The organism is Citrobacter sp. GW821-FHT07H02, assembly GCF_059418505.1.
In genome coordinates, this window is record NZ_JBWKPZ010000013.1 from 1 (window position 1) to 24,216 (window position 24,216).

The following is a 24,216-nucleotide window of genomic DNA, read 5'->3' on the forward strand; positions in this document are numbered from 1 at the left end:
TTCATTGGTGCACCTGTGTTGTTCTGAGGTGAGCATATCACCTCTGTTCAGGTGGCCAAATTCAGTAAACCACTTCAGAGTGCATAGAGCAGCACTCCAGTAAATTGCTTACCTCTCTTGATTTTTTGCATGCCTTTCATTTGTATTTCTCCAAAAAGTTGAAGGGAGTAGAAGAGTGCGTAGTGTCTGTACCTGCCGTTTGATTACATGCATTTCTGTCAGGGTTGGATCGCTGTCAGGACTTTTACTGTCGAGGTAGGTCAGCAGGCGATTTAAGTCTTGCGAAAGGCGACCAAGCTCTACCCATGCACTTTTATTAATTTCTGGTAATACCAAAGGAAGTTTATTCAGCGAAGCCATCCTGAGCCATTCTCCTTTTTTATAAGAACCTCTTTTTTCTTCTAAAATAGATAATTCATTTTCATTTAATCTGACACTTACACAGTATGATCTGATTTCATCCTCTGGTAGTCGTTCAGTATGAAATTTTCCCCTTCTTGATGTTTTTGTTAAATCAGGCTGTTGTTTTTGAGGATTATAATGCATATAAATACCTAAATTTTAATTGTGTCATAAACCATATATAAAAGATAATAATAAAACGTCAAGTGTGTAATGTTGTAAATATAATATTTGGTAAGCTGGATTTTATAAAATGTAAGTTTTATTTGTCATGCGGAAGTGATTATTTCTAACAGGAGTGTCGCTGTCATTCCAATTTTGTAATGTGCACAAACTGGTTGATATTTTCATGTTTTATAATATAATTTTTATAGAGTAATATGAGATGGATTTAGAAGGAAGAACAATGAAAAAAGACATTAAAGAAATGGAAAGGATGATTGATATCATTAATGCATGTTCTATGGACATAAATTCATATGGTGATATATCTTATAATTTGTTAGTGCATAAAGAAAATTCTTCGAACGATTTATTTAAAAAAATTAATACAATATTGAATACTCGGATACATCTTAAAAAGAAAAATACATTTTATGTAGAACCATCTACTGGGAAAAATTTATCTGACTTGTTAAACGAAGATGATTTAGATAATATTGCTTTTTTGGCAGAAAAGATAACTCATTTACCTGTACGTGGCCGATTATATGATGTGTTGTGGCTTTATAAGAAACCAAGGCAACGTAATTTTGCTTCAGAGGCATTAAATGCTTTTTCATCCTTAGATATCAAGGAAGATAATTGGTATGGATACGTAAAGGATGTTTTCTACAGAGCTCTTTATTTACCAAAGTTCACTCAAGAGTTCTCGGCGTATGATGTGATTGAATCAAAAATAATGGCTTGTTTTCATGAGACTAATAATCCCTACTTGTTCTGTGAAATGGCGGATATAATAACATCAAATAGCATCAAAAATGAAGATGATGTCTTAATCAATAAAGTTATAAGGAAATTTATCTATAAATCAAAAAAATCAAAAGACTATGTGTCTGCTTATCGTTGTCTAACAATATTATATGAGCGGTATAAAAATGATATCTTCCAAGGAAATGGTGATCATAAATGCCAATTAGTGAATTTATACCATGCAAGATTGTTAGATGAAGAAGGAAGGGAGTATCAAGGCCTGCATGCAGTAAATTGCTTTAATGAATCCTTGAAAAAATATAAAGCATCAAAAATTACACTTCGTGGGATCTTTGATGTAGATGAAGCTATTACAGCATTAAAAGCTATGATTAGAAAAGAAGGTAAACATGCATATGAGTCTATGGCAATAATAAAAACAGAACCATTAGACATTTCCGTTGAGGTAAATCGAGCTATAGAACTTGTTTCAGAACAAAAGGATATAATTCATTCTCTTTACAATTTTTGTTTTATTGCCCATCCAGTCAATAAAAAAAGAATGATTAAAGATGCGGTTGACAGTATTAGGAATCACCCATTTCAAAGTATATTTCCTTCCATAGTAACTGATAGAGATGGCAGAGTTCTTGCTAAAACAAACGGTGTTGAAATTGATGAATTGAAAGATGAGGATTATAGCTTAGAGAATATTATAATTCCATTATCACAAGGTTTTTCAATATATATATCGCTACAAATACAGGCAAGAATTGCTCCTGCACTTAAACAAATTTGTGAAGAGTATTATATTGATTATAAAGTTATTAAAGATCTTTGCGAACATTGTGGATTTATACCCGATAGTAAAATAGCCCTTTTCTCGCAAGCCCTGCATTTTGGCTTTGAGTACAATTTTTCTGCATCAGTGCACCTATTAGCCCCTCTTTTAGAAGATATAATTAGAAAGATACTTTATGATCAAGGTGAATACTCTGCAATTATAGATAAGAATGCAAAAAGCACTGAAGTATCTATATCAACTCTTTTAGATAAACCAAAAGCTAAGGAAGTTTTTGACGAGAATTTCCTTTTTGAGTTAAAAATGCTGTTAACTAATAACATTGGCTCTAATCTGAGAAATGCAGTAGCACACGGGTTATTAGATGACGATACTGCCAGTGGGGGGGATGTTGTTTATCTCTGGTGGAGAATATTAAGATGGGTAATGCTATCTGTCGTGATTGGTCATAATGAATATCAGGATCTAAAAAATGCTCCTGTCATTGAGGAATCTGAATGATCAACAGTTAAATTTTATGTTTATATTAATGTTAACCTAAGTTAAATATAGATGGCTATTGTTAAAGCGGTAGCCATATTTATGTGTTTTTGATGGTTGGCTATAGTTCGGTTGACTTTTAATTATTTAGTTAACTGGCTATTGAAGGCGTTTATTTTATTATGGGCTGTAGTATTAAGTAATTAGAATGTCGGATATGTGGCTATTCTTCCTTTTCCAACCAAAGGGCGGAAAAGCAAGGTCAACCCGAAGAAGCATACGCAGTAGCTTCGTAGGGTTAGCCCTTGCTTATGTTATAATTGGCATTACTCATTAAAGAACAATAAGACCTTCGCTTGCACAAGCGAAGCTATAATATAAATCTGGCGATTAATTATTATAAAAATATTTAACCAAAATCTATTGACATAAATATAAAATAAGTTATTTATTAAGTATGCCATAAATAAAAGAGTTTTTATGTCATACGTCTCCTGCACAATGTGCAGTTAATATACTACTTGCCCCATATATGGGGATATTGGAAAGGTTACTTTGTTTTTGAAGTAGCCTTTCGTCCTTCAAGGCTCACCATCGCTTCTTGCTCCCACCGAAGCCAGCCAAGTCGAAGAACTTTTTCTATCTGAAGCGACTTCGAACACCCGGTTAAAGTCCAAAAAATGTATCCCATACGTAGGCCAATGAAAACTACAAGATAATTACTGTATGTTTTTCATGGCATTAGGATGATTTCTCAGGTGCTGCTGCATCATGGGGGTATGAGAATCTAAATTTGCTATTGAAGTCATTGGTTTGTGATGTCCATTTTCTTTAATTTTAATGAGTGAGTGATTTTTATTGTTCTCATTAAGTTTCACGGCGTCTCATTGGATCTCATGAACGTCTGCATATCAGTTCATGACTACATAGAGAGCATGATAACGGACTCTTTATGGCAGGAAAACAAGCGGCAGAGTCTCTGTCGTTTAAAACGCCAGAAATGATGACGTCAGGTGATAAGCGCAACATTGTGATTAGCGAAAATCGGGGCTTGTACATTTCTCGCGGTACAACTGGAGTAGCGTCTTTCATTTGCCGTTACAGCCGCCCTACAACTGACCATCAGATTATATGAAGTCGTGTAGAAACCTTGGTATAATGGTTAGAGATTACACATTCGATAGCTGAGGAACCGCGATGAGCAATAGCAAAAAAACGCAGGCGTATTATGTTAAGCCGTCTCGTGCCGACATCGTTCGCTCGGTAGCTACGTCAACCGCAGTTGAAACGGGTCAATCCTCTGAGAAGATCGAAGCTTCGCTTGAAGCTACGCGCAAAAAATTCGCCCATCTTCGCCTTGCCGTTTAGTCACTGCGCAACGCCGTTTTGACCCAATAGCACATTGGGTTGTAGTCCATCGACATACCTGCATGGATAGCCGAAATGTATTTGGCTTTGTTTTGCTCCCAACTTTGATAATCCAGTGGTTTGTATCCTCCCTGAACCGCCATCACATCGGCTAAAAGTCGCGATAAACGTCCGTTGCCTTCCCTGAATGGATGGATGAGTATCAACTCTACATGGGTTACAGCAATAGCCTCAATGAGTTGTTCCTTGCTCATGTCGGTACAGGGTGTATATCGGGCCAGGTACTTAGTGTCGAATTCGTGTAGTAGTTTTGGCAACTGTGCAGAGGGGGCGAACATAAAGCTACCCTTGCTGATGTTTACCGCTCTTTCTTGCCCAGCCCACTCGTAGATGTTCCCCAGCCAGCGGCGGTGCCAGTTTTTCAGCAGAGCAATGGTGAGCTGTCCTGATGGAAACTGTTCTTCAAAAACAAACCGATAGAGTTGTTCTAACAGGACAAGTTCTGCCTCATCCATCTCATCAGAATGAGTAATCCCCAGCTTGTTTGCCAGAATTTGCTCGCCAGAGTTTTTCTCATACTGTCCTTCACTACCGGAGACATGGTATCGGCTCATGGGAACATCCTGCGTTAATGAGGGAAGAAATCGTTGGAAAACCAGAAAATTATAACGCTGGACGCGTAGGACAACAATTTTTCATAATCAGCTAGTTACAAGATCTCCGGTTAAAATATAGTTTTCTATTTTAATAGAAAAAATCGTTAAAAATCAGTATTAACAGAGTAATGCATCATGGGAGATTTAAAATCTAAATTTGCTATTGAAGCCATTGGTTTGTGATGCCCATAGCCGTTCCCCCCCGCCCAATTTACGGATTAACTGATCCGAATTAATAATCTGCATCTCTCGGTACACCGCTGCATCGGGAAACATTTCGCCATGGCATGATGTTATTTCAGGTCGCAAAATTAATATCGCTGACTATTAATTCCAATTGCATTAATAATAATAGAAGCAAGAATCAAACATGCCCTTAAAATGCAACAAACGGTTCGTTTGAAATATATTCTTTAGCTACCATGATGGGTAATTCTACTAATTATGGTAGTAGAAGTGATTGCCGGGATGGGGTAATGAAATTTATCGCTATTTTAATTTTATTTCATGTAAATCAATGCGATAGGTGTATTTGGTTGCAATGTAAAATGCAAAGAAGACCTTTTAAAAGCCTTTGCCAGGATTAATCCTATAATAGCCTGAAACCCTCTAAATATGGTGGGTAATGGCCAGATAATATTGAATTGACGAAAAGCTTATGTACACTTGTTTCCTGTTTGTTAAAAATTCCAGGATAAAATAGGGCCTTATTCTGTAAGGCTATTGCGGTAGCTATACCCAAATGATAGTAACCCCTATAAAGTATCTGGAATATTCTTAACGATAGCATTCAAATCAAATTTACCTCTCATGTTGATCATTATCTAAATATCGCTACGGAAAAGCATATGAAAATGCGCGTACTGTTTTCACTTCTGTTTGTAATGGCAGTGGCGGGCTGTAAAGCGCCGCAGAAACCTGTGATTACCGACGATACCATTGTTACCAGCCAGGTGAATGGCGTCACGTTAACCCACCGACATGTTGTTGTTCCGCCTGCGGAATTTACGCCAGTGAACGAACCTTATCGCGCAATGTATCCGGCTTCTCTGATGAGCCGCCCAGACTACAGCGGAAAGGTCATCCGTACCCTTGAGACCGGTAAAACCTACACGGTACTGGGACAGGTAGAGTCCTTCTGGATGGCGCTCGCCGACGAGGGCAACGATCAACTGATCGGTTATGTGCCAATGCGGGCCGTGATTAAGGCCGACCAGTATGAGGCGACGGTACGTAAGCAAGCCATGCGACCAAAAGCGCGTAAGAAAACGACCTGCGTAGACGTAGACGGTAACAGCAAAGCCTGCAAAGACAACGCCAACGGGACCTGGATCCTGAACTAAACGGGCTTCACGAGCTTATTTTTATGAATAATAAAAATTTTCACAGGATGTGGTTGGCGTTTTTCGTGGTGCTATTCACCCTGGTTAGCGGTTGTTCATCGTCTTCACACAGCGATCCCTCCCGCTACAATCTGCAGTTTCAGGCCCATCCGCAAATCAATGATTCGGCGCCGCTCAAAGTGAGAGTGCTGCTGCTGAAATCTGATGCGGATTTCATGTCCAGCGACTTTTATTCCCTACAGAACAACGCGTCGGCCACGCTTGGCGCGAATCTGCTTAACAGCGATGTGTTCTTTCTGATGCCTGACCAGCTTTCGAAAACCCTGAGCGGACAAAGCTCGCCTGAAGCACGCTACATCGGTGTGATGGCGGAATACCAGATGCTGGATGGAAAAAAGTGGCGCGTCTCTCTCCCGTTGCCTGTCCCTGGCGAAAATCATCTTTACCAGTTCTGGAAAGGGTCCGCAGACGAACTGCAGGCCAGCGTCTTTCTTGACGTAAACGGGATCCGGGTCATCAGCCAGTAACGCGCTTCATAACAGGAATCACATCATCATGACGAAAGCAGAAAAGGTCGTCTGGACCGAAGGGATGTTTCTGCGTCCACACCATTTTCAGCGGACAGAAAGTTACCTGCTCAACCACGTGCGTGAATGGGGAGCGCTGCAACGATCGTATCTGTGGGGATTTCTCGATGTTGAACTGGACGAGGCGATGCTCCGTCAGGGATGCATTGCGCTGAGCTACGCGAGTGGGCTACTTCCCGACGGCACCTTTTTCCACCTGCGTAATGGCCGCAACGCGCCGCCGCCGCTGAAAATCCCTGACAACCTCACCAATGAAAAGGTCGTGCTGGCATTGCCGGTTCGCCGGGGTGAGCGTGAAGAAGTCATTTTTAGTGAAGAGCAGGCTTCGCTGGCGCGCTTCATGGCCTATGAGCAAGACGTTGAAGACGATAACGCGATGTCGGTAGGCGACGCCACGGTACAGTTTGGTCGGCTGCGCCTGAAGCTGATGCTGGAAAACGATCTGACGGCGGAATGGACCGCTATCGGCGTGGCGTTCGTCACTGAGAAGCGTAACGACAATCACGTGCGGCTGGATAACACCTATATTCCGCCGATGCTGAATGCCAACAACAGCCCGCAGCTTTACAGCATGATTAACGATCTCCACGGTTTACTGGTTCAGCGCAGCCAGCAGATCGGGGGACGTTTGCGCCAGCCTGGGCGTTTTAACACGTCTGAACTGATTGAATTTACGCTGCTGTCGCTGGTGAATCGCCATCTTGGCGAGGTGTCGCATTTCAAAACGCTCCCGCTGCTGCACCCGGAAACGCTCTGGCGCAGCTGGCTGCCGTTTGCCACTGAACTCGCTACCTGGACGTCGCAGCGCACCGCAGAAAGCATACTGCCCGTATACGATCATGACGATCTGGCGGGCTGCTTTAGCAAGCTGATGCTGATGCTCCGTCAGGGGCTGTCGCTGGTGATGGAAGACCATGCGATTCAGTTGCCGCTCAACGAACGCTCCCACGGCCTGAATATTGCCACCGTACCGGAAACGAGCATGGTGCGTGAGTTCGGTTTCGTGCTGGCCGTGAAAGCCAACGTGCCGGGCGAGCAGCTGCAAACCCATTTCCCTGCGCAAATGAAAGTGGCGCCCGTCTCTAAAATCCGCGATCTGGTTCAGCTTCAGTTGCCGGGCATTATGCTGCGCGCTATGCCCGTCGCGCCGCCGCAGATCCCCTGGCACGCTGGCTACAGCTACTTCGAGCTGGAAAAGGGGGGAGAGTTGTGGAACGAGATGGATAAGTCCGGCGCGTTCGCCCTGCATCTTGCGGGGGAGTTCCCTGGACTCGATATGGAGTTTTGGGCTATCCGTAGCCCGACAGAATAATAAGGCGAGCGCTTACTATGCAGGAACGACAGGATCCCGGCAGCGATGCCGCGTTTACCACAGCGAGTGGGAATAACCCGCTGGTGGCGGCCGCCAATCCGCTGCTCAATGCGATTGCGCAAATCCGTCATTCGGTTTCTCACGATGATCAATTGGCGTTGCGCCAGCGCTTAATTGACGAAATTCGCCGCTTCGAAGTGCGCTGCCAGCAGGTAGGATTGCCGTATGAAGTGATCGTCGGCGCACGCTACTGCCTGTGCACGGCGCTGGACGAAGCCGCCGCGCTCACCCCCTGGGGCAGCAGCGGCGTCTGGTCCAGCAGCGGACTGCTGGTGACCTTTCATAACGAAACCTGGGGCGGGGAGAAGTTCTTCCAGCTGTTGGCGCGTCTGTCGCAGAATCCGCGTGAACACCTCCTGTTGCTGGAGATGATCAACTACTGTCTGCTGCTCGGTTTCGAGGGGCGCTATCGGGTGCTGGATAACGGTCGTACCCAGCTTGAAACCATCAAGCAGCGGCTGTGGCAGATGATCCGTGGCGTGCGCGGTAGCTATCCGCCCGCGCTCTCTCCACATCCGGAAGATCGTCCTGTGCTGCGCAAACTCTGGCGGCCGATGGTGCCGCTGTGGGCCTGCGTGGCGCTGGGCGGTTTTATCGCCTGCCTGTTCTATATCATTCTTAACTGGCGCCTTGGTGACAGCACCAATCCGGTGCTGGCGAAGATCTACCAGTCTCAACTGCCGGAAACCACGATTCAACATCCGGCGCCACAGCTGCCTGCGGTGCTGAACCTGCGCGGTTTCCTGAAACCTGAAATTGATGCCGGGCTGGTGGTGGTGAAGGATGAAGCGGATCGCAGCGTGGTGATTCTGAAAGGTGACGGTCTGTTCGCTTCCGCCTCCACGGTGGTGCGTGACCGCTATGAACCGGTCATCGACCGCATCGCCCAGGCGATGAATAACGTCAGCGGCAAAATTCTGGTGGTGGGGTACAGCGACAACCTGCCGATTCGCAGCGCGCGCTTCGCCTCCAACTATGAACTTTCGCTGGAACGCGCACGCTCAGTACAAAAACAATTGCAGGGAAGACTCTCGCAACCTGAACGCGTGAAAGCGGAAGGGCGAGGCGAGATCAATCCCGTCGCGCCAAACAACACGCCAGAAAACCGCGCCCGTAACCGCCGTGTGGAAATTACTCTGCTGGTGTCGCCTGAAAATACCCAGGCTGAGCTGAACGGATTGCCGCAAGGAAACTAAGGATGCTGACAACTCTTCTTTCCATTCTCACCAATCGCGTGCTGTGGAGCCTGCTCGGCGTAACGGCGCTCGCTGCGGTGATCTGGATGATTGGCCCGCTGCTCTCCATCGTGGATACCCGGCCGCTCGAATCTGAACAGAACCGCATCATCAGCATCGCGGTGGTCTACCTGATTTGGGCCCAGAGCCACATTCTGCCGCGTTTGTATAACGCCTGGCTAAACCGCAAGTTGATGGACAAGCTCAATGAGAACACCACCAGCCCGGAAGCGGCGGATCCCCAGAAACGGCTGAACAGCGAGGAGCAGGTCCTCGCAGGACGTTTCGACGAAGCGGCGCAGATGCTGAAAAAAGCCCACTTCAGCAAAGCGGGTAACCGCACCCAGTGGACCCAGCGGTTCAGTACGCAATATCTCTATCAGTTGCCGTGGTATGTGATCATCGGCGCGCCGGGTTCCGGCAAAACGACAGCGCTGGCCAATTCCGGGCTGCAATTCCCGCTGGCGGATCGCTTCGGTAAAACCGCGCTGCGGGGCATCGGCGGCACCCGTAACTGTGACTGGTGGTTTACCAACGAGGCGGTGCTGCTGGACACCGCCGGGCGTTACACCACGCAAGAGAGTGAACAGGTGCAGGATGCCAGCGAATGGCTGGAGTTCATCGCGCTGCTGCGTAAATACCGCCGCCGCCAGCCGATTAACGGCGTCATTATCACCATCAGTATTTCTGACCTGCTGACCCAGTCCGCCGAGGCGTCCCGCCAGCAGGCGGTAAACCTGCGCCAGCGTCTTTCTGAACTGCATGAGCAACTGGGTATTCGCTTCCCGGTCTATGTGATGGTGACCAAGGCCGACCTGCTCAAAGGTTTCCGCGCCTGGTTTGCTGATTACGACAAAGTGCAGCGCGATCAAATTTGGGGCTTTACGCTCCCCTGGGAGCAGACCAAACACGCCGACTTTGATCTGATGGGCAACTTCACCCGGGAGTTCTCGCTTCTGCAACAGCGTCTGGATGCGGGGCTGCCGGAAACCATGCTTAAAGAGCACGATGCGAAAACCCGCGCCGATGCGTATCTCTTCCCGCAGGAGTTCGCCGCGCTGCGGCCGCTGCTGGCGGACTACCTGAGTACGGTCTTCGCCCGTTCTAACTTTGAAACTGAGTTCTCACCGCGCGGGATCTACTTCGCCAGCGGGACTCAGGAGGGGATGCCGTTCGACCGCGTGATGGGCGAACTGAACCGCGCGCTCTCGTTACCGGAAGGCGAGGAAAGCGATAGCTGGGATTCTGTCAGCAAGGCGTCGCCGATCCCGGGCGCGAAAGGCCAGAGTTTCTTCATCAAAAACCTGCTGCAAAACGTCATTTTCCAGGAAGCGGGTATCGCCGGGGAAAACCGTTGGTGGGAACTGCGCAATCGTGCCGTTACCTGGTCTGGCTATGCGGCGATCCTCGCCCTGCTGGTTATCCTTAGCGGGCTGTGGCTCATCAGCTTTAACCGGAACAAAGCGTATCTGGAAGAGGTGGATGCAAAAGTGCCGCACCTGGAGCAGCAGAGCAAAGCGTTGCAAAACCAGCCACAGCGCGATCTGTTTGCCCTCCTGCCACTGCTCAACGATCTGGTGGAACTACCAAAAAGCAACGCATTTGACGTCAACGATCCTCCGGTGACTCGCCGTATGGGGCTTTATCGCGGTGATGACGTCAGCGACGCTTCGCAGTCTCTGTATCAGAAAGCGCTGGATCAGATGCTGTTGCCTGCCGTGGCGATGCACATCACCACCTGGCTGCGTAACGATAACGGCAGCGATGTGGAATACAGCTACGAGGCGCTGAAGGCGTATCAGATGCTCTATCAGCCGAAGCATTACGACGGCAAGTTTTTGCACTCGTGGGTGATGCTGAATTTACAACGCAATCTGCCGCAAAACGTCACGCAGGCGCAGCTTCAGCAGCTCGAATGGCATCTGACGCAACTGCTGGAGCCGCAAATTCAGTCTTCGCCGTATGCCCAGGACGAGACGCTGGTGGCGCGCGAGCGGGCACTGATCAACCAGCAGCCGCTCTCCACCCGTGTCTATGGTCGCCTGAAACGTCTGCTTGAGCATGATGAAAATCTGCAGCCGGTTTCGCTGACGGATCTGGGCGGCCCGCAAAGCGAACTGGTCTTTTCACGTAAAAGCGGCAAACCGGTGAGTGAAGGCGTGCCGGGCCTATACACCCCGGACGGCTACTGGAAAAGCTTTAACGGTCAGATTGACAACGTGACCACCGCTCTACACGAAGATGACGTTTGGGTGCTGGGCGCGACGTCATCGCAGGAAGACAAACCGCAGATCGATAACGCCGTACGCCAGCTCTACATGCGTGACTTTATCGCGAACTGGGATCGCTTCCTTGCTGATATTCAGCTCAACAACAGCGCCGATCTTTCTCAACGCATCAATACGGCGCGCCTGCTCTCCAGCGCTAACTCGCCGCTGCGCCGTCTGGTTCAGAATCTGAGCCAGGTGCTGGATCTGTCGCACAATGCGCCTGCGCCCGAGGATGCCGGGAAAGCCCAGGAGCAGGGCAACCGGGCCACCCGCACGCTGGAAGCGCTGTTTAGCAACAATGACGCAGCGCCGACACAGAGCGCGGTCATGACGCAAACCCCTGAACAGCGGGTTACCGAGCATTATGCGCCGATGATTGAGCTTGCGCAGCCGCTGGAGAAGGGCGGTAAAACGCTCGTCTTTGATGATTTTCTCAAGCAGGTTGATGAGCTTTACCGCTACCTGACGGCCGTCCAGGACGCCGCTAACAGCGGCATGCCGGCACCGGGCGGCGAAGCGATTAGCCGTCTGCAGGCCAGCGCGGGTCGTCTGCCTGGCGGACTGCAAACCATGTTCAGCAATATGGCAGTGGGTGCCAGCAGTGACACCCAACGCCGTGACCTGGAAAATGTCCGCAAGCGGATTAACGTTGAAGTCGGCGGTTTCTGTCGCCAGGCGATTGCCGGTCGTTACCCGCTGGTTCGCAGTGCCGGCACAGAGGTCACGCCTGACGATCTCGCCCGCATGTTCGCGCCGGGCACCGGGCTGATGGACACCTTTTTTCGCGACAATCTGACCAACAAGGTGGATACCACTCAGGCGAACTGGCGCTTTATGCCGGGCATCGATGGCAAAACCCTGCCGGGGAGTGAAGGGTTGCTGCGCCCGTTCCAGCAGGCGCAGTCAATCCGGGACGCGTTTTTCGCCAACGGTGCAACCACGCCCTCTTTCAAGGTGACGGTGCGCACTGTGCGGATGGACAACACCATTCTGAACCTGACCCTGGACGTGGACGGGCAGCAATTGCGCTACAGCCATGGACCCCAGGCGGTGCAGATAATGAACTGGCCGGGACCGGGCGGCACAAATCAGGTGCGTATGCAGTTAGGGCTGGCGAATGGCAGCACGGCCACACTGGTGACTAACGGTGCCTGGGCGCTGAACCGCTTTTTCGATAAAGCGCGCACCAGCCCCGGCGCGGGCAGCCTGAGCCGTCAGGCTACCTTCAGCGTGGACGGTCATCAGGTCACGCTGGAGTTTGCGCCAAACAGCATTCGTAATCCGTTCCAGCTTCCCCGTTTCTCATGCCCATAACCGCAAGGACAGCCGTATGACGAATCCCCCTGCGATGAACCTCTACAGCTGGTATGGCAAATTACCCAGCGCAGGCGACTTTCTGCAGCGTCGTTTTCCTGACGCGTTACAACGCCAGTGGTCCCACTGGTTTCAGGTCGGCCTGCTGGCCTGGCAACAGGAAGAGCAGCGCAGCGGCGAGCGCCAGTTCGCCAAAGCCCCGGTATGGAATTTTGTCGTGCCGCCGATGCTGGGTAGCCAGATGATCCAGATGGGCTGCCTGCTGCCAGCACGAGACAGCGTAGGGCGGCAGTATCCGGTCTGCGCCCAGCTTAGCTTTACGCCTGCTGAGTGGTCGCCGCGTCTGTTGGGGCAGGCCGAAAGCTGGTATCAGCAGCTTGGCCGGGTGGTATTACACGCGGTGCGCAACGGTTACTCCGCCGCGCAACTGGAGGAGGCGTTGATGATGATTCCGCCGCCGCAACCCGTTGAGCCGCAGATGCGCTCCGACATCCTGGATGTGATCGGTTATGCCGAAGACGACCCGATAACCCTGGGGTGGCCGCAGGCGGCAGAGTGCTTCGACCCGCAGCGTCAGGCCAGCTTCTGGTGGACCAACCGCTGCGATGGTTACCCGCTTTACACCCACGTTCACAGCGGAAACTTTACCGGGCAGCTTTTTACGCTGCTGTTCGATCCGGCAGGCGGTGCCCGGCCAGGTCGTCACGGCCTCTATCCGCCGATGTTTGAATAAGCAGGGACTCCATGAATATTGATGAAATTCTCGCGCCGATTAGCCACGAAAACCCCTGCGGCGAAAATCTTGAGTACGACGCTGACTTCCAGGCCATGGGGCAGGCAAGCCAGGGCAAAGCCGAACAGCAGTTCGGCGACACCATTATTCCAGCGGAACCTGCCGACTGGAATACGGTGGAAAAGCTCGCCACCCGCCTGTTGGGGCGTACCAAAGATCTGCGCGTCATGCTGGCGTTAACCCATGCCTGGACACGGCGTCGGGGGCTATCGGGATACGCAGATGGGCTGTTGCTGGTAGAGCAGGCGCTTTCCCGCTACTGGGAACCGCTGTACCCACGGCTGGAAGAGTATGGCGAAACCGATCCGTTCTACCGTATTAACGCCCTCGCGGGGCTGGGCGATAAATCCGATCTCACTTTCGCGCTGCGTAATGCCTCGCTGTTGCGCTCAAACGGCGACGAGATTTCGCTGCGCGATGCCCAGGCGCTGCTCGATGGCAGCAAAACCGAATGCCCGGATTATCCCGGTGGCCGTCCAAGGCTGATTGATGAACTGGCCCGCGGTGGCCAGCCCGGCACCGAGGCGGTTTTCTTGATTAACGAACGGCTACTGGCGATCCGCGATCGGCTGGTCGGGCACCTCGGGGAGAGCGGCGTACCGGAAATGGAACAACTGCTGAAAACCGTTGGGTTGGTGGCCAGCGCCTGTCAGATGACCGATATCAGCACGTTGTTGCCGGGCGCTGAGGCGTCGGTTGAACAAAGCGCAACGCCGCCGACCGCCGCAGTTGCGCCCGTTCAGCAGGTCACGGACTGGCGCAGCGTGCAGGTCACCAGTCGCGCCGACGCGCAGCTGATGCTGGAGAAAGCGAAGCAGTATTTTGCGCAGTATGAACCGAGTCACCCCGCGCCGTTGATGATTGAACGGGTGCAGCGGCTGTCTGAACTCAACTTTATGGACATTATTCGCGACCTGGCGCCGGACGGCGTAAATCAACTGGAAAACATTTTTGGACGCCGCGAATGACGCGTCCAGGCATTATGACGACAGGCACGACGTCTGCCGTTTCACCTTCACCGCGCATCTTTGACGGAGAACATCATGGCATTGAGTAACAGTGGGCAGAAATTCATCGCACGTAACCGTGCCCCCCGCGTGCAGATCGAGTACGACGTAGAGATCTACGGTGCAGAACGTAAAATTCAGCTGCCGTTTGTGATGGGCGTAATGGCCGATCTGGTGGGCAAACCGGTTGAAAGCCTGCCGGCGGTTGACGAGCGTAAATTCCTTGAAATCGACATCGATAACTTCGACGAACGTATGAAAGCGCTGAAGCCGCGCGTCGCGTTCCACGTGGACAACACGCTGACCGGCGAAGGTAAGCTCAACGTCGATCTGACCTTCGACAGCATGGATGACTTCCTGCCGGATGCGGTGGCCCGCAAAGTTGAACCGTTGAACAAGCTGCTGGAAGCGCGTACTCAGCTCTCCAACCTGCTGACCTATATGGACGGCAAAAACGGTGCGGAAGAGCTGATCGCTAAAATTCTGCAGGATCCGACGCTGCTCAAATCCCTGAGCCAGTTGCCGAAAAATGACGATAGCGCGAAAGGTAGCGAGGAATAATCGATGAGCAACCAGACTCAACAACAAGAGCTGCAGGCAGATCAGGCGTTCAGCCAGGACGAATTCAGCGCGCTGCTGAACAAAGAGTTTCGTCCTAAAACCGATCAGGCGCGTTCGGCGGTGGAGAGCGCGGTAAAAACGCTGGCGCAGCAGGCGCTGGAAAATACCGTCACCTTCTCAAACGACACCTACCGCACCATTCAAAATCTGATTGCCGGTATTGATGAGCAGCTCTCGCAGCAGGTGAATCAGATTATTCACCATGACGAGTTTCAGAAACTGGAAAGCGCCTGGCGTGGCCTGAGCTATCTGGTCAACAACACTGAAACCGACGAGATGCTGAAGATCCGCTTTATGAGCATCTCCAAACAGGAACTGGGCCGTACCCTGAAACGTTACAAGGGCGTGGGCTGGGACCAGAGCCCGATCTTCAAGAAAATCTACGAACAAGAGTACGGGCAGTTTGGCGGCGAACCGTTTGGCTGCATCGTCGGTGACTACTATTTCGACCATAGCCCGCAGGATGTTGAGCTGCTGGGGGAAATAGCGCGCATCGGTTCTGCGGCACACTGTCCGTTCATTACCGGTACTGCACCTGGCGTGATGCAGATGGAGTCCTGGCAGGAACTGGCCAACCCACGCGATCTGACCAAAATCTTCCAGAACACCGAATATGCCGCCTGGCGTTCGCTGCGTGAATCGGAAGATGCCCGCTATCTGGGGCTGGTGATGCCGCGTTTTCTGTCTCGTCTGCCGTATGGCATTCGGACTAACCCGGTCGACAGCTTTGATTTTGAAGAGCAAACCGACGGCGCTAACCACAACAATTATTCCTGGGCGAACGCCGCCTACGCGATGGCCGCCAACATCAACCGCTCGTTCAAAGAGTACGGCTGGTGCACCTCGATTCGCGGCGTGGAGTCCGGCGGGGCAGTCGAAAATCTGCCGTGCCATACCTTCCCAAGCGATGATGGCGGCGTGGACATGAAATGTCCGACCGAAATTGCCATCAGTGACCGTCGTGAAGCTGAACTGGCGAAAAACGGTTTTATGCCGCTTATTCATCGCAAAAACTCCGACTTTGCGGCGTTTATTGGCGCGCAGTCGCTGCAAAAACCGGCGGAGTACCACGATCCGGATGCCACCGCCAATGCTCGTCTGGCGTCACGTTTGCCCTACCTGTTCGCCTGCTGCCGTTTCGCGCACTACCTGAAGTGTATCGTGCGCGACAAAATCGGTTCCTTCCGCGAGCGCGAAGAGATGGAACGCTGGCTGAATGACTGGGTGATGAACTACGTGGACGGCGACCCGGCCAACTCCTCCCAGGAAACCAAGTCCCGTAAACCGCTGGCAGCGGCCGAAGTGCAGGTGCAGGAAATCGAAGACAACCCGGGCTACTACGCCGCGAAGTTCTTCCTGCGCCCACATTATCAGCTGGAAGGCCTGACCGTTTCGCTGCGTCTGGTTTCTAAACTGCCGTCGCTGAAGACGCAGGACGCGTAATGAAGATTACCGGCTCTACGGGGCCGGTAATCTATCTGGTAGATATTACCGCCAGTAAATAAGGACATACGATGAAAAGTAATATTTTAATCGCAGCCAGTTTGCTGGCCGCCTCTACTCTGGCGATTGCTGATAGCGAAACCTATTCTTATCCGCGTGCTGATGCGCTACCTCAGGATGACACGTCTAATTTTCTCCGTGATCCCGCTTTATTAACCGGTTTTGATTTGAACCTGAGTGCTGAACGTTTTGCGAAAGCATGGCTTTCAAAAACTAACGAGCGTGAACGTATTAAGGCTGACATGTATCTTCTGGGTGTGGTTGATGCATCAGAGGGCATTGCGTGGTGCAAGGGTAAGCCATTTCTTCCCAATACTCTCCATGAATATCTTTATGCTCGTTTTGCCAGCCTGTCGAAGCAGGAGGGAGAACAACGTGCTTCTAAAGTTATCACTGACGGTATGAAAGAGTTGCGGCCCTGCAAACGGGAGAATAATAAATGAGACCATTATATGAGCAGTTGAAACGCCAGCATTACTCTGCAAACCAGACCCGTGCTGGATTTACATCCGCAGAACAACTTTTTTCAGAAATTGGCTACGATTACTCAACGATAATTAAACAGCAACCCGCTTACGAAAATACATGTGCAGTCCGGATGAGTCTGGCATTATTGAAATGCAATATCGATTTTACGGGGCGCTTACCTGTAAAGTCAGGTCCGTATAAAGGCAAGGCAATTGAGGCTGGTGCAAAATTGCTGGCTGATCAGTTGTATAAGTCACATGTGTTTGGAAAAGCTGAAATTTATACTGACCGTCAGGCGGGCGCGCGATCTATGCTTGGAAGAAAGGGCGTCGTTTTCTTCAATAAGATTGACGGTTACGGTGGTGGACATATCGATCTTATAGAGCCTCTAAGTAGTAATTCGTTTATTTGTAACTCCGATTGCTTTCCTTATTGTAAGGAAATATGGTTCTGGGAATTGGCATGATTCCCGATGTTATTTTTAAATGGAGTTGTCTGTTTCTGGTTTTTATAAGTTTTGTGGCTAATGGCGGCAATAACAATCTATTATCTTGCTGAAAAAATGAAGTCAAGACTTTGACGTGCACCAGCATTTCAGTGAGAAACGAAGACCAAAAATAATTAGAATTAGAAAAGCGATTTTCCCAAAAAGAAGACCAGCAGACATTGCAGTAAATGTCTCAAGTGTAATGACATACCATGCTGACTGAAAAATATCGATAACAGTGAAAATCCCAATAATGAAAAACACGACTGTTAATATTAATGAGGCAATCTTTTTCATTCACTAATTCTTTCTTGTTAAAACGTAATTGAAATTATTCTAGATGATGCAAAGGTTGGTTGTCTAGCACTTAGTCACCGTCATGAATGGCTGGGTATCATTTAGGGTGGTTGCAATCGCTGCCACTCTGGATATTCTGATCGAATATGATTTCGTCAGATTAGAGGCAGAGGTAAAATATGGACGGTTTTATTCAGCCCCATGCTTTCCTGTTTGCCATATAAGTGCTTTTTCGAAAGCAATAATGTTAATCCACGAAGAGTAGATATTATGGCTATTGATATGTTTCTGAAGGTCGAGGGTGTTACGGGCGAATCTAAAGATTCTAACCACACTGGCTGGACTGATATTACCTCCTTCTCCTGGGGCGCGTCCCAGCCGGGAAATATGAGTGTCGGCGGCGGTGGTGGTGCAGGTAAAGTTAATTTTAACGATCTGCACGTCAATGCACTTATCGACAAATCTACCACCGCCGTTTTGAAACACTGCGCGAGCGGTAAGCACCTGAGCAAAGTTGAACTGTCTGTCTGTAAAGCGGGCGGCCAGCAGGTTGAATACACCCGTATCACGCTGGAAGATGTGCTGGTGACTGCGGTTCAGTACACCGGCGCAGACAACGGCGATACCGTTGGCGTGACCTATGCATTCCAGGCTGCGAAAGTGAAACAGCAGTACTGGGAGCAGACCACTGCGGGTGGTAAAGGTGCTGAAAGCAGCGCTGGCTGGAATATCAAAGAGAACAAAGAAGCATAATTTCGCATGTGGCCGGGGAGTAATCCCCGGTCATTTAAATCGTTACCAGAAATTAAATTATTCAAATTATAGGAGGTCTGATGACTGGGCAGTCAAGAGTTGCACCGGGTTACTGTGTGGTTCAACAGCCTGGTACCTTAGATTTTCAGGCTCGTTTATTGTTCAATAATAGCAATAGTGACGCTGCACGATATTTCATGCAGATTAACAAGGATACACCTTGGTTAAAACCAGGCCAGTTACTCATCGTTGCTGATCCCGACAACCAAAATCAGTCCCTGCAACTGAATCACCTCGCTGTAGCTAAGCAAAAAGTTAATACATCATTAGCTTCTGCTAGTCCAACTGTTGCCGACTATCTTAGCGCGAATTACGAAAACATTGCTGCGTTAACTTCATTAGGGGATAAATTAGCTGGTAATGTAGGTGATTTTGGTGAAAAATATTTCAAACAAATAGAAAGCATTCTGATTAAGATTGAAAAGACTTACCAAAATCAGTTTATTACGCAAGGTTCCCTCATCGGCCAGCAGTTTTACGCGGAAAGAAATGCTTTATTTTCGCAGCTAAAGCCCTTACTCAATAAGATAAGTAAGTTAACTCTTAATATTCAGGCTTATGAAAGTATAAAAAAAGCATTAGGGCTTTCTAGTCGCTCCATTGTTCATGAGTGGAGTACGGTTGGTGTTGGTGGAATACCAGGGTATTCGGATTACATAATGCGGTCAGCACGTGCCGCAAGCATTATGAAGGCAGGAGGCTGGATCTCTTTAGGTTTCGCCTTTTTAAATACTTCTAATGAAGTCTATAATGCGTGTACAACAGGTCGTGAAAATGAATGTGGCAAGGTTGCTGTGACTGAATACAGCAAGTTTGGTGGTGGTACACTCGGTGCAGCCGGAGGTGCATGGGCCGCGTCGTTGGGTACAGGAGCGCTTTGTGGTGCAATGGGAATACCTACCTTAGGTACTGGTGCTCTCGTATGTGGAATTGTTGTAGGGCTTGGCGCTACTTCTGCGGGGGCATGGATAGGTACAGAAGGAGGGGCTCAATTAGGTGAAGAGATCAGCAACTTGATATTTTCAGGGGATGAGTGAATGTTTGAATATTTACGTTTAATCTTGCTTTCTTTTGTTTTTTTGGGATTGCTTATTTCTTTGTTTTTTTACTTTTATTTTTATCGTAAATATTCTGCAGAGCTATCAAAATCATTTCATTTTTTGAGTGATAGGCAATGCTTAGATGTAAATGATTATCTATTTTATGAGCAACTTGGCCTGCCCGGCTTTGCGCATCGAGTGTTATTAATGAAAAAGATTCTGTCCGGCAAAGCCACCACAACAAAAGGTAAAATAATTCTTTCTCCGGAGGTAAGTCAGTTAATAGCATCGACTTACAATTTTTCATGGATAAAAACGTTTTACAAAATGACAATTTTTGTAGCATTTTTAATGCTGCTATTGCTTTTAATGGTTGCCACAGGAAAATAAAGGCATGCCATGCTTAAGCTTAACAAATGTAACGTTATTGGCTCTTGTGATTTTGTTTGCCGCTCTTGTTATCATGGACTTCTACAGTTCTTGTTATTTTAGAAAGCACGAAAATGATTATAAATTACTTCTTTCAGAATATCGGCAAAGAGGCTACGATCTCGATCTGATGACAAATTATGCATCATTTTTTGGTTCGCTGGCGAATTATCAAAAAATAATCTGGTTTGTTCGTCTTCGCAAAGGCGTGAAGATGAAGTTTTCCAAAGACAGAAATGTACAGGTTGAAGCCTATCAATTCGTTCAGTCTTTACCGGAAGAGAGAATCAGCTGGATATTGAAACTGCATCGACGCTATAAAGCTCAGGCCTTACTTTTTACATTATGGCTCCTTACCGGCATTATTTTTCTAAATATAGTCAAATAGCTTAAATCAGCTATTAACCCCCAAACGCCGCCGTTCTCACCCTGAGAGCGGCAGCGTTTGAGCGCTAATCATACCAGCAGGAATACGCCATGCGATTCACGATTATTTCGACAAAACCCGGTCATCAGCCGCCGCAGAGCCGCTGTGATTTTTACGCCCCGGGGGGCACCATTGGTCGCGGTACGGATAACAATCTGGTGCTGCCGGACAATGATCGCACCATCTCGCGTCTGCAGGCCATCGTCCATGTGGATGCGCAGGGCGAATGCCGCATGACCAATCGCGGCAGCGTCACCCGCGTGGTGCTGAACGATATTCCGCTGGAGCGGGGCCGTCAGGTTGAGCTTCAGGATGGCGATATTCTCGGTATTGATGATTATCGTATCGAAGTGGCCGATCTTATTCAGGATACCCAGCCGATTAGTCGGATGGCCGCGAGTATCGCTTCCCGTCCAACGGTGACGCCTGTTTCAGCGGCAGAACCGAAGCCGGTCAGTGCGTTGCAACGTGTTGACGCGGCGCCAACCGCCGTACCGACGGAAATCTGGGACAGCCTGATGCAGGAGTTTTCCATCTCCGACAGCATCTCCAGCGGCCGCGCGAAACCGCAACCTGCCGCATCTCACGATCCGTTCTCACAGCCCAGCGAGCCGGAGCGCAATGACGAAGATCCGCTGGCGCTGTTCAGTGACAGCAATCCACAGCTTGAGCGCAAAAACGTCAACACCGATGCGCTGTTTAGCGATGAAGCGCTGTTTAAAACTGAGAGCATCTTTAACGACGTCACGCCAACCACGCTGGTGGCGCCAGAAGACAACAAACCGACATTGCCAAAAGAAGAGGCGTTGGATGAACTCGATCCGCTGGCGCTTTTTGGCGGTTCAGCCAGCGCACCCGCCGCGCGCAATGACGATCCGCTCGGGCTCATGGGCGGCGCGCCGTTAACGCACCCTGACGAAATTATCCCTGAGCAGCCCGTTATGGAGCAGGAAGAAGACGCGCTTGCGGAATCACCGCTGTTTGCGCCAGACGTGCAGGAGGAACCGCGCGCTGAAGAGGAGGCGTTAGGGCGTCAGGATTACGCCGGGTTCACAATGCCGACGCCGCAGGCCGTCGCACGCAGCAACGCCCAGCCGCCAAAAGGACGGTTGCGTATCGACCCGGTAAAAAACGCCGCGTCACCGTCGGCCATCGCCCATAACACCGGGAAGGGCGACGTCCTGCAGGGCGAATTACTGGACGCGTTGCTTGAAGGCATGGGGCTGAGCGAAATGCAGCCGGTGCCGCAGTTCGACCGTGAAAATATGCGCCAGCTTGGCCAAATCCTGGGCATGTTCTCGCAGGGGACGGTGGCGCTGCTCTCATCGCGTTCCATTCTTAAGCGCGGCGTGAAAGCGGATATGACGATGGTGCTCGACGATGCGAACAACCCTTTCAAGCTGCTGCCTTCCGGTAAAACGGTACTGATCCAGATGTTCGGTACCCCGATGCCGGGCTTTATGCCGCCGACAAAATCGGTGCGTGACGCGCTCATCGATTTGCAGGCGCATCAACTGGGGATGATCTCCGGTATACGCGCCATTATTGCCGCCATGCTGCAATCCTTTAACCCGGAGCAGCTTGAAGAGCAGGCAAAACAGAATGGCGTGAGCTCCCGCCTGGCGCTGCCGGGCAGCCGTAAAGCGGCGCTGTGGGACTATTTTGTTCGCAGTTATGGCGAGACGGCCGGTGAAATTGAAGATGACTTCCACACCCTGTTTGGCGAAGCCTTCCTTCATGCTTATGACATGGAGGTGAATCAATACAAAGACTCACAGAGTGGATCGGAAGAAAAATGAAGATCGCAACGGCTTCTCTCTCCCGCCAGGGAACGCGCGCCAGCAACCAGGATCAGACGGGAGAAACCATTGGGGAACGTTCAGCCTGCTTTGTCGTCTGTGACGGCATCGCCGGACTGCCCGGCGGCGAGATGGCCGCTGAGCTTGCCCGTAACAGCATTATCTCCCGCTTTGATGGCGACAAACATCTTAACGCCCAGCATATCCGTGACTACGTACAGACGGCGAACCGCACCATTCTCAGTGAACAGCAGGCTGTGCAGGATTATCACCGGATGGGCACGACGCTGGTCAGCCTGTTTATCGACAGAGATTATCGTCTGGCTTACTGGGCGCACGCCGGGGACAGCCGCCTGTACCTGTTTCGCCGTGGCTGGCTGTGGCAGGTGACAACCGATCACAGCCTGATTCAGCAGATGAAAGACGCCGGTCATCAGACGGAAAACCTGAACAGTAATCTGCTTTATCTGGCGCTGGGTATTGAGAACGGCGGCCCGGAAGCCAGCTACAGCGACGTGGTGCCGGTTGAAGACGGCGATGCCTTTTTGCTCTGCACCGATGGCTTCTGGCATGGCGTCAGCGAAGAACAAATGCAGCAGTCGCTGCATATGGTTAATACGCCGCAGGAGTGGCTGACATTAATGCAGCAAATTATTCAAAAGAACGGCGAACAGGAGGGCAATGCACAGGATAACTACACCGCGATTGCGGTGTGGATGGGAAGTCCTCAGGACACCACCTTGCTGCATACGCTCTCTGACGCAACTCAATTTCTTCCCTGCGGAACTGATTAGACATACAAGGATTGATATGAAAATTTGGCTATCGGGTTTGGCGCTTCTGGCGGTGGCTACCACTGCGCAGGCTGAAAACTACCGCATCGTACAGTCGCCTGCGCAAAAGCTGGATATCTGGATCGACGACATTAAAGACAAAACGCCGCAGAGCTGGTGTAAGTCAGAGGTGGCGTTGCGCATTGTGGCGAACGGCAATAAAGAGGTCACTATCCTCGAAAACTTTGTCCCTCGTCTTGGCGCGTTGCTGAAAAACCAGTGCGGCAAGCTGGATAAGCTGACGTGGAAACTGAACGATCCCGCAGGCGTCACGCTGGCGCGGGGCACGGCAAGCAAGGTGCAGGACTGGGCATTGGTGGTCAAACAAGAGAAGACGGCCGCCGCCCGCGTCGAACTCGTGCCGCCTGAGCTAAACCCGGAGTCGAACTCGGTTGCCGCAGACCGTACGCCGTGGCAGGAATTTACGCTGCAGGATGGCTGTCATCTGCGTACTTTCTGGCAGGGCGGCACCTCCGCGCCAGCGTTGTTTATTCCGGACTCCGACAAAACCCGTTGTGAAAACGGCAGCTGGCTGAGCGGTCATACGGTCATCTCTCAGACCCGTAATGGGGCTAAAAAAGAGATGCCCGTTACCTGGATCCACGGTTTCCCGGTGATGGGATTGAGTGAGAAGGTCGATCCGGAAAAGGCGCTGATCACCTCCGTTAATAAAGAACGCATGGTGTTCAGCACCCAAAACAGCAACCAGAGCTGGATGCTTTTGCCTTACGACCCGGCGCTGGGCGGCTGGAAGATAGACGGCACGGTCGCGGTAGAAATTTCCCGCGAGATGGCCAGCGACGATGCGAAGCTGCAGGCGCGTATTAAAGCGGTCAAGCAGACCTGGAGTCCGTGGCTTGCCCCAGGGACTTCTCTCAATATTGTCCTGATCGACACGCTGCGCCCTCAACTGCGCGATCCCGCTATTGGCGCCTGGCGCGCGGTGAATTAAGGAGCG

At 50.2% G+C, this 24,216-nt stretch carries 22 protein-coding genes; 20 read left to right on the top strand and 2 right to left on the bottom strand.

What is annotated here, in order from left to right; genetic code table 11:
* Positions 1 to 108: 108 nt before the first annotated feature.
* Positions 109 to 546 (bottom strand): ATP-binding protein, encoded by a 438-nt coding sequence (locus AC07NP_RS13785; protein WP_494660810.1) that lies wholly within the window; start codon positions 544 to 546, stop codon positions 109 to 111.
* Positions 547 to 808: 262 nt separating this feature from the next.
* On the opposite strand from AC07NP_RS13785, the gene AC07NP_RS13790 reads away from it, so the two are divergent.
* Positions 809 to 2,617 (top strand): DUF7380 domain-containing protein, encoded by a 1,809-nt coding sequence (locus AC07NP_RS13790; RefSeq protein ID WP_494660811.1) that lies wholly within the window; start codon positions 809 to 811, stop codon positions 2,615 to 2,617.
* Positions 2,618 to 3,793: 1,176 nt separating this feature from the next.
* Positions 3,794 to 3,964 carry a hypothetical protein gene (locus tag AC07NP_RS13795; RefSeq protein ID WP_192613263.1) on the top strand — a complete coding sequence of 57 codons (171 nt, stop codon included), beginning with the start codon at positions 3,794 to 3,796 and terminating at the stop codon, positions 3,962 to 3,964.
* Here AC07NP_RS13795 and AC07NP_RS13800 read toward each other — a convergent pair.
* Positions 3,961 to 4,578 (bottom strand): Fic/DOC family protein, encoded by a 618-nt coding sequence (locus AC07NP_RS13800; RefSeq protein ID WP_494660812.1) that lies wholly within the window; start codon positions 4,576 to 4,578, stop codon positions 3,961 to 3,963. The genes AC07NP_RS13795 and AC07NP_RS13800 overlap by 4 nt on opposite strands.
* 890 nt (positions 4,579 to 5,468) lie before the next feature.
* On the opposite strand from AC07NP_RS13800, the gene AC07NP_RS13805 reads away from it, so the two are divergent.
* The 18 genes from AC07NP_RS13805 to AC07NP_RS13890 all read left to right on the top strand — a co-directional run bounded on the left by AC07NP_RS13805 (position 5,469) and on the right by AC07NP_RS13890 (position 24,210).
* Entirely contained in the window at positions 5,469 to 5,963 is a 495-nt protein-coding gene (locus AC07NP_RS13805; RefSeq protein ID WP_494660813.1) for an SH3 domain-containing protein, read from the top strand.
* Between the two features lie 23 nt (positions 5,964 to 5,986).
* Entirely contained in the window at positions 5,987 to 6,490 is a 504-nt protein-coding gene (gene tssJ / locus AC07NP_RS13810; RefSeq protein ID WP_203360202.1) for a type VI secretion system lipoprotein TssJ, read from the top strand.
* 28 nt (positions 6,491 to 6,518) lie between these two features.
* The gene (gene tssK, locus AC07NP_RS13815; RefSeq protein WP_203360203.1) at positions 6,519 to 7,862 is read left to right on the top strand and encodes a type VI secretion system baseplate subunit TssK; all 1,344 of its coding nucleotides are present in this window, start codon (positions 6,519 to 6,521) and stop codon (positions 7,860 to 7,862) included.
* Between the two features lie 17 nt (positions 7,863 to 7,879).
* A complete protein-coding gene (locus AC07NP_RS13820; protein WP_494660814.1) occupies positions 7,880 to 9,118 on the top strand; it encodes a DotU family type VI secretion system protein in 1,239 nt (412 codons plus the stop codon).
* Positions 9,119 to 9,120: 2 nt separating this feature from the next.
* Positions 9,121 to 12,741 (top strand): type VI secretion system membrane subunit TssM, encoded by a 3,621-nt coding sequence (gene tssM / locus AC07NP_RS13825; protein ID WP_494660815.1) that lies wholly within the window; start codon positions 9,121 to 9,123, stop codon positions 12,739 to 12,741.
* A 16-nt stretch (positions 12,742 to 12,757) separates the two neighbouring features.
* Positions 12,758 to 13,474 (top strand): type VI secretion system-associated protein TagF, encoded by a 717-nt coding sequence (tagF, locus tag AC07NP_RS13830; RefSeq protein WP_203360206.1) that lies wholly within the window; start codon positions 12,758 to 12,760, stop codon positions 13,472 to 13,474.
* Between the two features lie 11 nt (positions 13,475 to 13,485).
* Entirely contained in the window at positions 13,486 to 14,502 is a 1,017-nt protein-coding gene (gene tssA, locus AC07NP_RS13835) for a type VI secretion system protein TssA (protein WP_494660816.1), read from the top strand.
* Between the two features lie 75 nt (positions 14,503 to 14,577).
* Positions 14,578 to 15,102, top strand: a complete 525-nt coding sequence (gene tssB, locus AC07NP_RS13840; RefSeq protein WP_494660817.1) for a type VI secretion system contractile sheath small subunit — start codon at positions 14,578 to 14,580, stop codon at positions 15,100 to 15,102.
* A gap of 3 nt (positions 15,103 to 15,105) precedes the next feature.
* Positions 15,106 to 16,605 (top strand): type VI secretion system contractile sheath large subunit, encoded by a 1,500-nt coding sequence (tssC, locus tag AC07NP_RS13845; protein WP_494660818.1) that lies wholly within the window; start codon positions 15,106 to 15,108, stop codon positions 16,603 to 16,605.
* 71 nt (positions 16,606 to 16,676) lie between these two features.
* Complete coding sequence (locus AC07NP_RS13850) at positions 16,677 to 17,108, top strand: Rap1a/Tai family immunity protein (RefSeq protein ID WP_203360210.1); 432 nt, start codon at positions 16,677 to 16,679, stop codon at positions 17,106 to 17,108.
* Positions 17,105 to 17,599 (top strand): T6SS effector amidase Tae4 family protein, encoded by a 495-nt coding sequence (locus AC07NP_RS13855; protein ID WP_494660819.1) that lies wholly within the window; start codon positions 17,105 to 17,107, stop codon positions 17,597 to 17,599. The genes AC07NP_RS13850 and AC07NP_RS13855 overlap by 4 nt, the downstream gene beginning before the upstream one ends.
* 588 nt (positions 17,600 to 18,187) lie before the next feature.
* Positions 18,188 to 18,670 carry an Hcp family type VI secretion system effector gene (locus AC07NP_RS13860; protein ID WP_203360212.1) on the top strand — a complete coding sequence of 161 codons (483 nt, stop codon included), beginning with the start codon at positions 18,188 to 18,190 and terminating at the stop codon, positions 18,668 to 18,670.
* Between the two features lie 80 nt (positions 18,671 to 18,750).
* On the top strand, positions 18,751 to 19,767 hold the full coding sequence (locus AC07NP_RS13865; protein WP_494660820.1) for a hypothetical protein: 1,017 nt from the start codon (positions 18,751 to 18,753) through the stop codon (positions 19,765 to 19,767).
* Complete coding sequence (locus tag AC07NP_RS13870; RefSeq protein ID WP_301699653.1) at positions 19,768 to 20,160, top strand: hypothetical protein; 393 nt, start codon at positions 19,768 to 19,770, stop codon at positions 20,158 to 20,160.
* Positions 20,161 to 20,164: 4 nt separating this feature from the next.
* Complete coding sequence (locus AC07NP_RS13875; protein ID WP_203360215.1) at positions 20,165 to 20,587, top strand: hypothetical protein; 423 nt, start codon at positions 20,165 to 20,167, stop codon at positions 20,585 to 20,587.
* A gap of 89 nt (positions 20,588 to 20,676) precedes the next feature.
* A complete protein-coding gene (gene tagH, locus AC07NP_RS13880) occupies positions 20,677 to 22,425 on the top strand; it encodes a type VI secretion system-associated FHA domain protein TagH (protein WP_494660821.1) in 1,749 nt (582 codons plus the stop codon).
* On the top strand, positions 22,422 to 23,219 hold the full coding sequence (locus AC07NP_RS13885; RefSeq protein WP_203360217.1) for a PP2C family protein-serine/threonine phosphatase: 798 nt from the start codon (positions 22,422 to 22,424) through the stop codon (positions 23,217 to 23,219). Before tagH ends, AC07NP_RS13885 begins: the two co-directional genes overlap by 4 nt.
* Positions 23,220 to 23,235: 16 nt before the next feature.
* Complete coding sequence (locus AC07NP_RS13890) at positions 23,236 to 24,210, top strand: hypothetical protein (RefSeq protein ID WP_494660822.1); 975 nt, start codon at positions 23,236 to 23,238, stop codon at positions 24,208 to 24,210.
* Positions 24,211 to 24,216 lie beyond the last annotated feature (6 nt).

Coding starts and splice junctions, on each gene's coding strand:
- AC07NP_RS13785 (WP_494660810.1), bottom strand. CDS start 546: ATGCATTATAATCCTCAAAAACAACAGCCTGATTTAACAAAAACATCA.
- AC07NP_RS13790 (WP_494660811.1), top strand. CDS start 809: ATGAAAAAAGACATTAAAGAAATGGAAAGGATGATTGATATCATTAAT.
- AC07NP_RS13795 (WP_192613263.1), top strand. CDS start 3,794: ATGAGCAATAGCAAAAAAACGCAGGCGTATTATGTTAAGCCGTCTCGT.
- AC07NP_RS13800 (WP_494660812.1), bottom strand. CDS start 4,578: ATGAGCCGATACCATGTCTCCGGTAGTGAAGGACAGTATGAGAAAAAC.
- AC07NP_RS13805 (WP_494660813.1), top strand. CDS start 5,469: ATGAAAATGCGCGTACTGTTTTCACTTCTGTTTGTAATGGCAGTGGCG.
- tssJ (WP_203360202.1), top strand. CDS start 5,987: ATGAATAATAAAAATTTTCACAGGATGTGGTTGGCGTTTTTCGTGGTG.
- tssK (WP_203360203.1), top strand. CDS start 6,519: ATGACGAAAGCAGAAAAGGTCGTCTGGACCGAAGGGATGTTTCTGCGT.
- AC07NP_RS13820 (WP_494660814.1), top strand. CDS start 7,880: ATGCAGGAACGACAGGATCCCGGCAGCGATGCCGCGTTTACCACAGCG.
- tssM (WP_494660815.1), top strand. CDS start 9,121: ATGCTGACAACTCTTCTTTCCATTCTCACCAATCGCGTGCTGTGGAGC.
- tagF (WP_203360206.1), top strand. CDS start 12,758: ATGACGAATCCCCCTGCGATGAACCTCTACAGCTGGTATGGCAAATTA.
- tssA (WP_494660816.1), top strand. CDS start 13,486: ATGAATATTGATGAAATTCTCGCGCCGATTAGCCACGAAAACCCCTGC.
- tssB (WP_494660817.1), top strand. CDS start 14,578: ATGGCATTGAGTAACAGTGGGCAGAAATTCATCGCACGTAACCGTGCC.
- tssC (WP_494660818.1), top strand. CDS start 15,106: ATGAGCAACCAGACTCAACAACAAGAGCTGCAGGCAGATCAGGCGTTC.
- AC07NP_RS13850 (WP_203360210.1), top strand. CDS start 16,677: ATGAAAAGTAATATTTTAATCGCAGCCAGTTTGCTGGCCGCCTCTACT.
- AC07NP_RS13855 (WP_494660819.1), top strand. CDS start 17,105: ATGAGACCATTATATGAGCAGTTGAAACGCCAGCATTACTCTGCAAAC.
- AC07NP_RS13860 (WP_203360212.1), top strand. CDS start 18,188: ATGGCTATTGATATGTTTCTGAAGGTCGAGGGTGTTACGGGCGAATCT.
- AC07NP_RS13865 (WP_494660820.1), top strand. CDS start 18,751: ATGACTGGGCAGTCAAGAGTTGCACCGGGTTACTGTGTGGTTCAACAG.
- AC07NP_RS13870 (WP_301699653.1), top strand. CDS start 19,768: ATGTTTGAATATTTACGTTTAATCTTGCTTTCTTTTGTTTTTTTGGGA.
- AC07NP_RS13875 (WP_203360215.1), top strand. CDS start 20,165: ATGCCATGCTTAAGCTTAACAAATGTAACGTTATTGGCTCTTGTGATT.
- tagH (WP_494660821.1), top strand. CDS start 20,677: ATGCGATTCACGATTATTTCGACAAAACCCGGTCATCAGCCGCCGCAG.
- AC07NP_RS13885 (WP_203360217.1), top strand. CDS start 22,422: ATGAAGATCGCAACGGCTTCTCTCTCCCGCCAGGGAACGCGCGCCAGC.
- AC07NP_RS13890 (WP_494660822.1), top strand. CDS start 23,236: ATGAAAATTTGGCTATCGGGTTTGGCGCTTCTGGCGGTGGCTACCACT.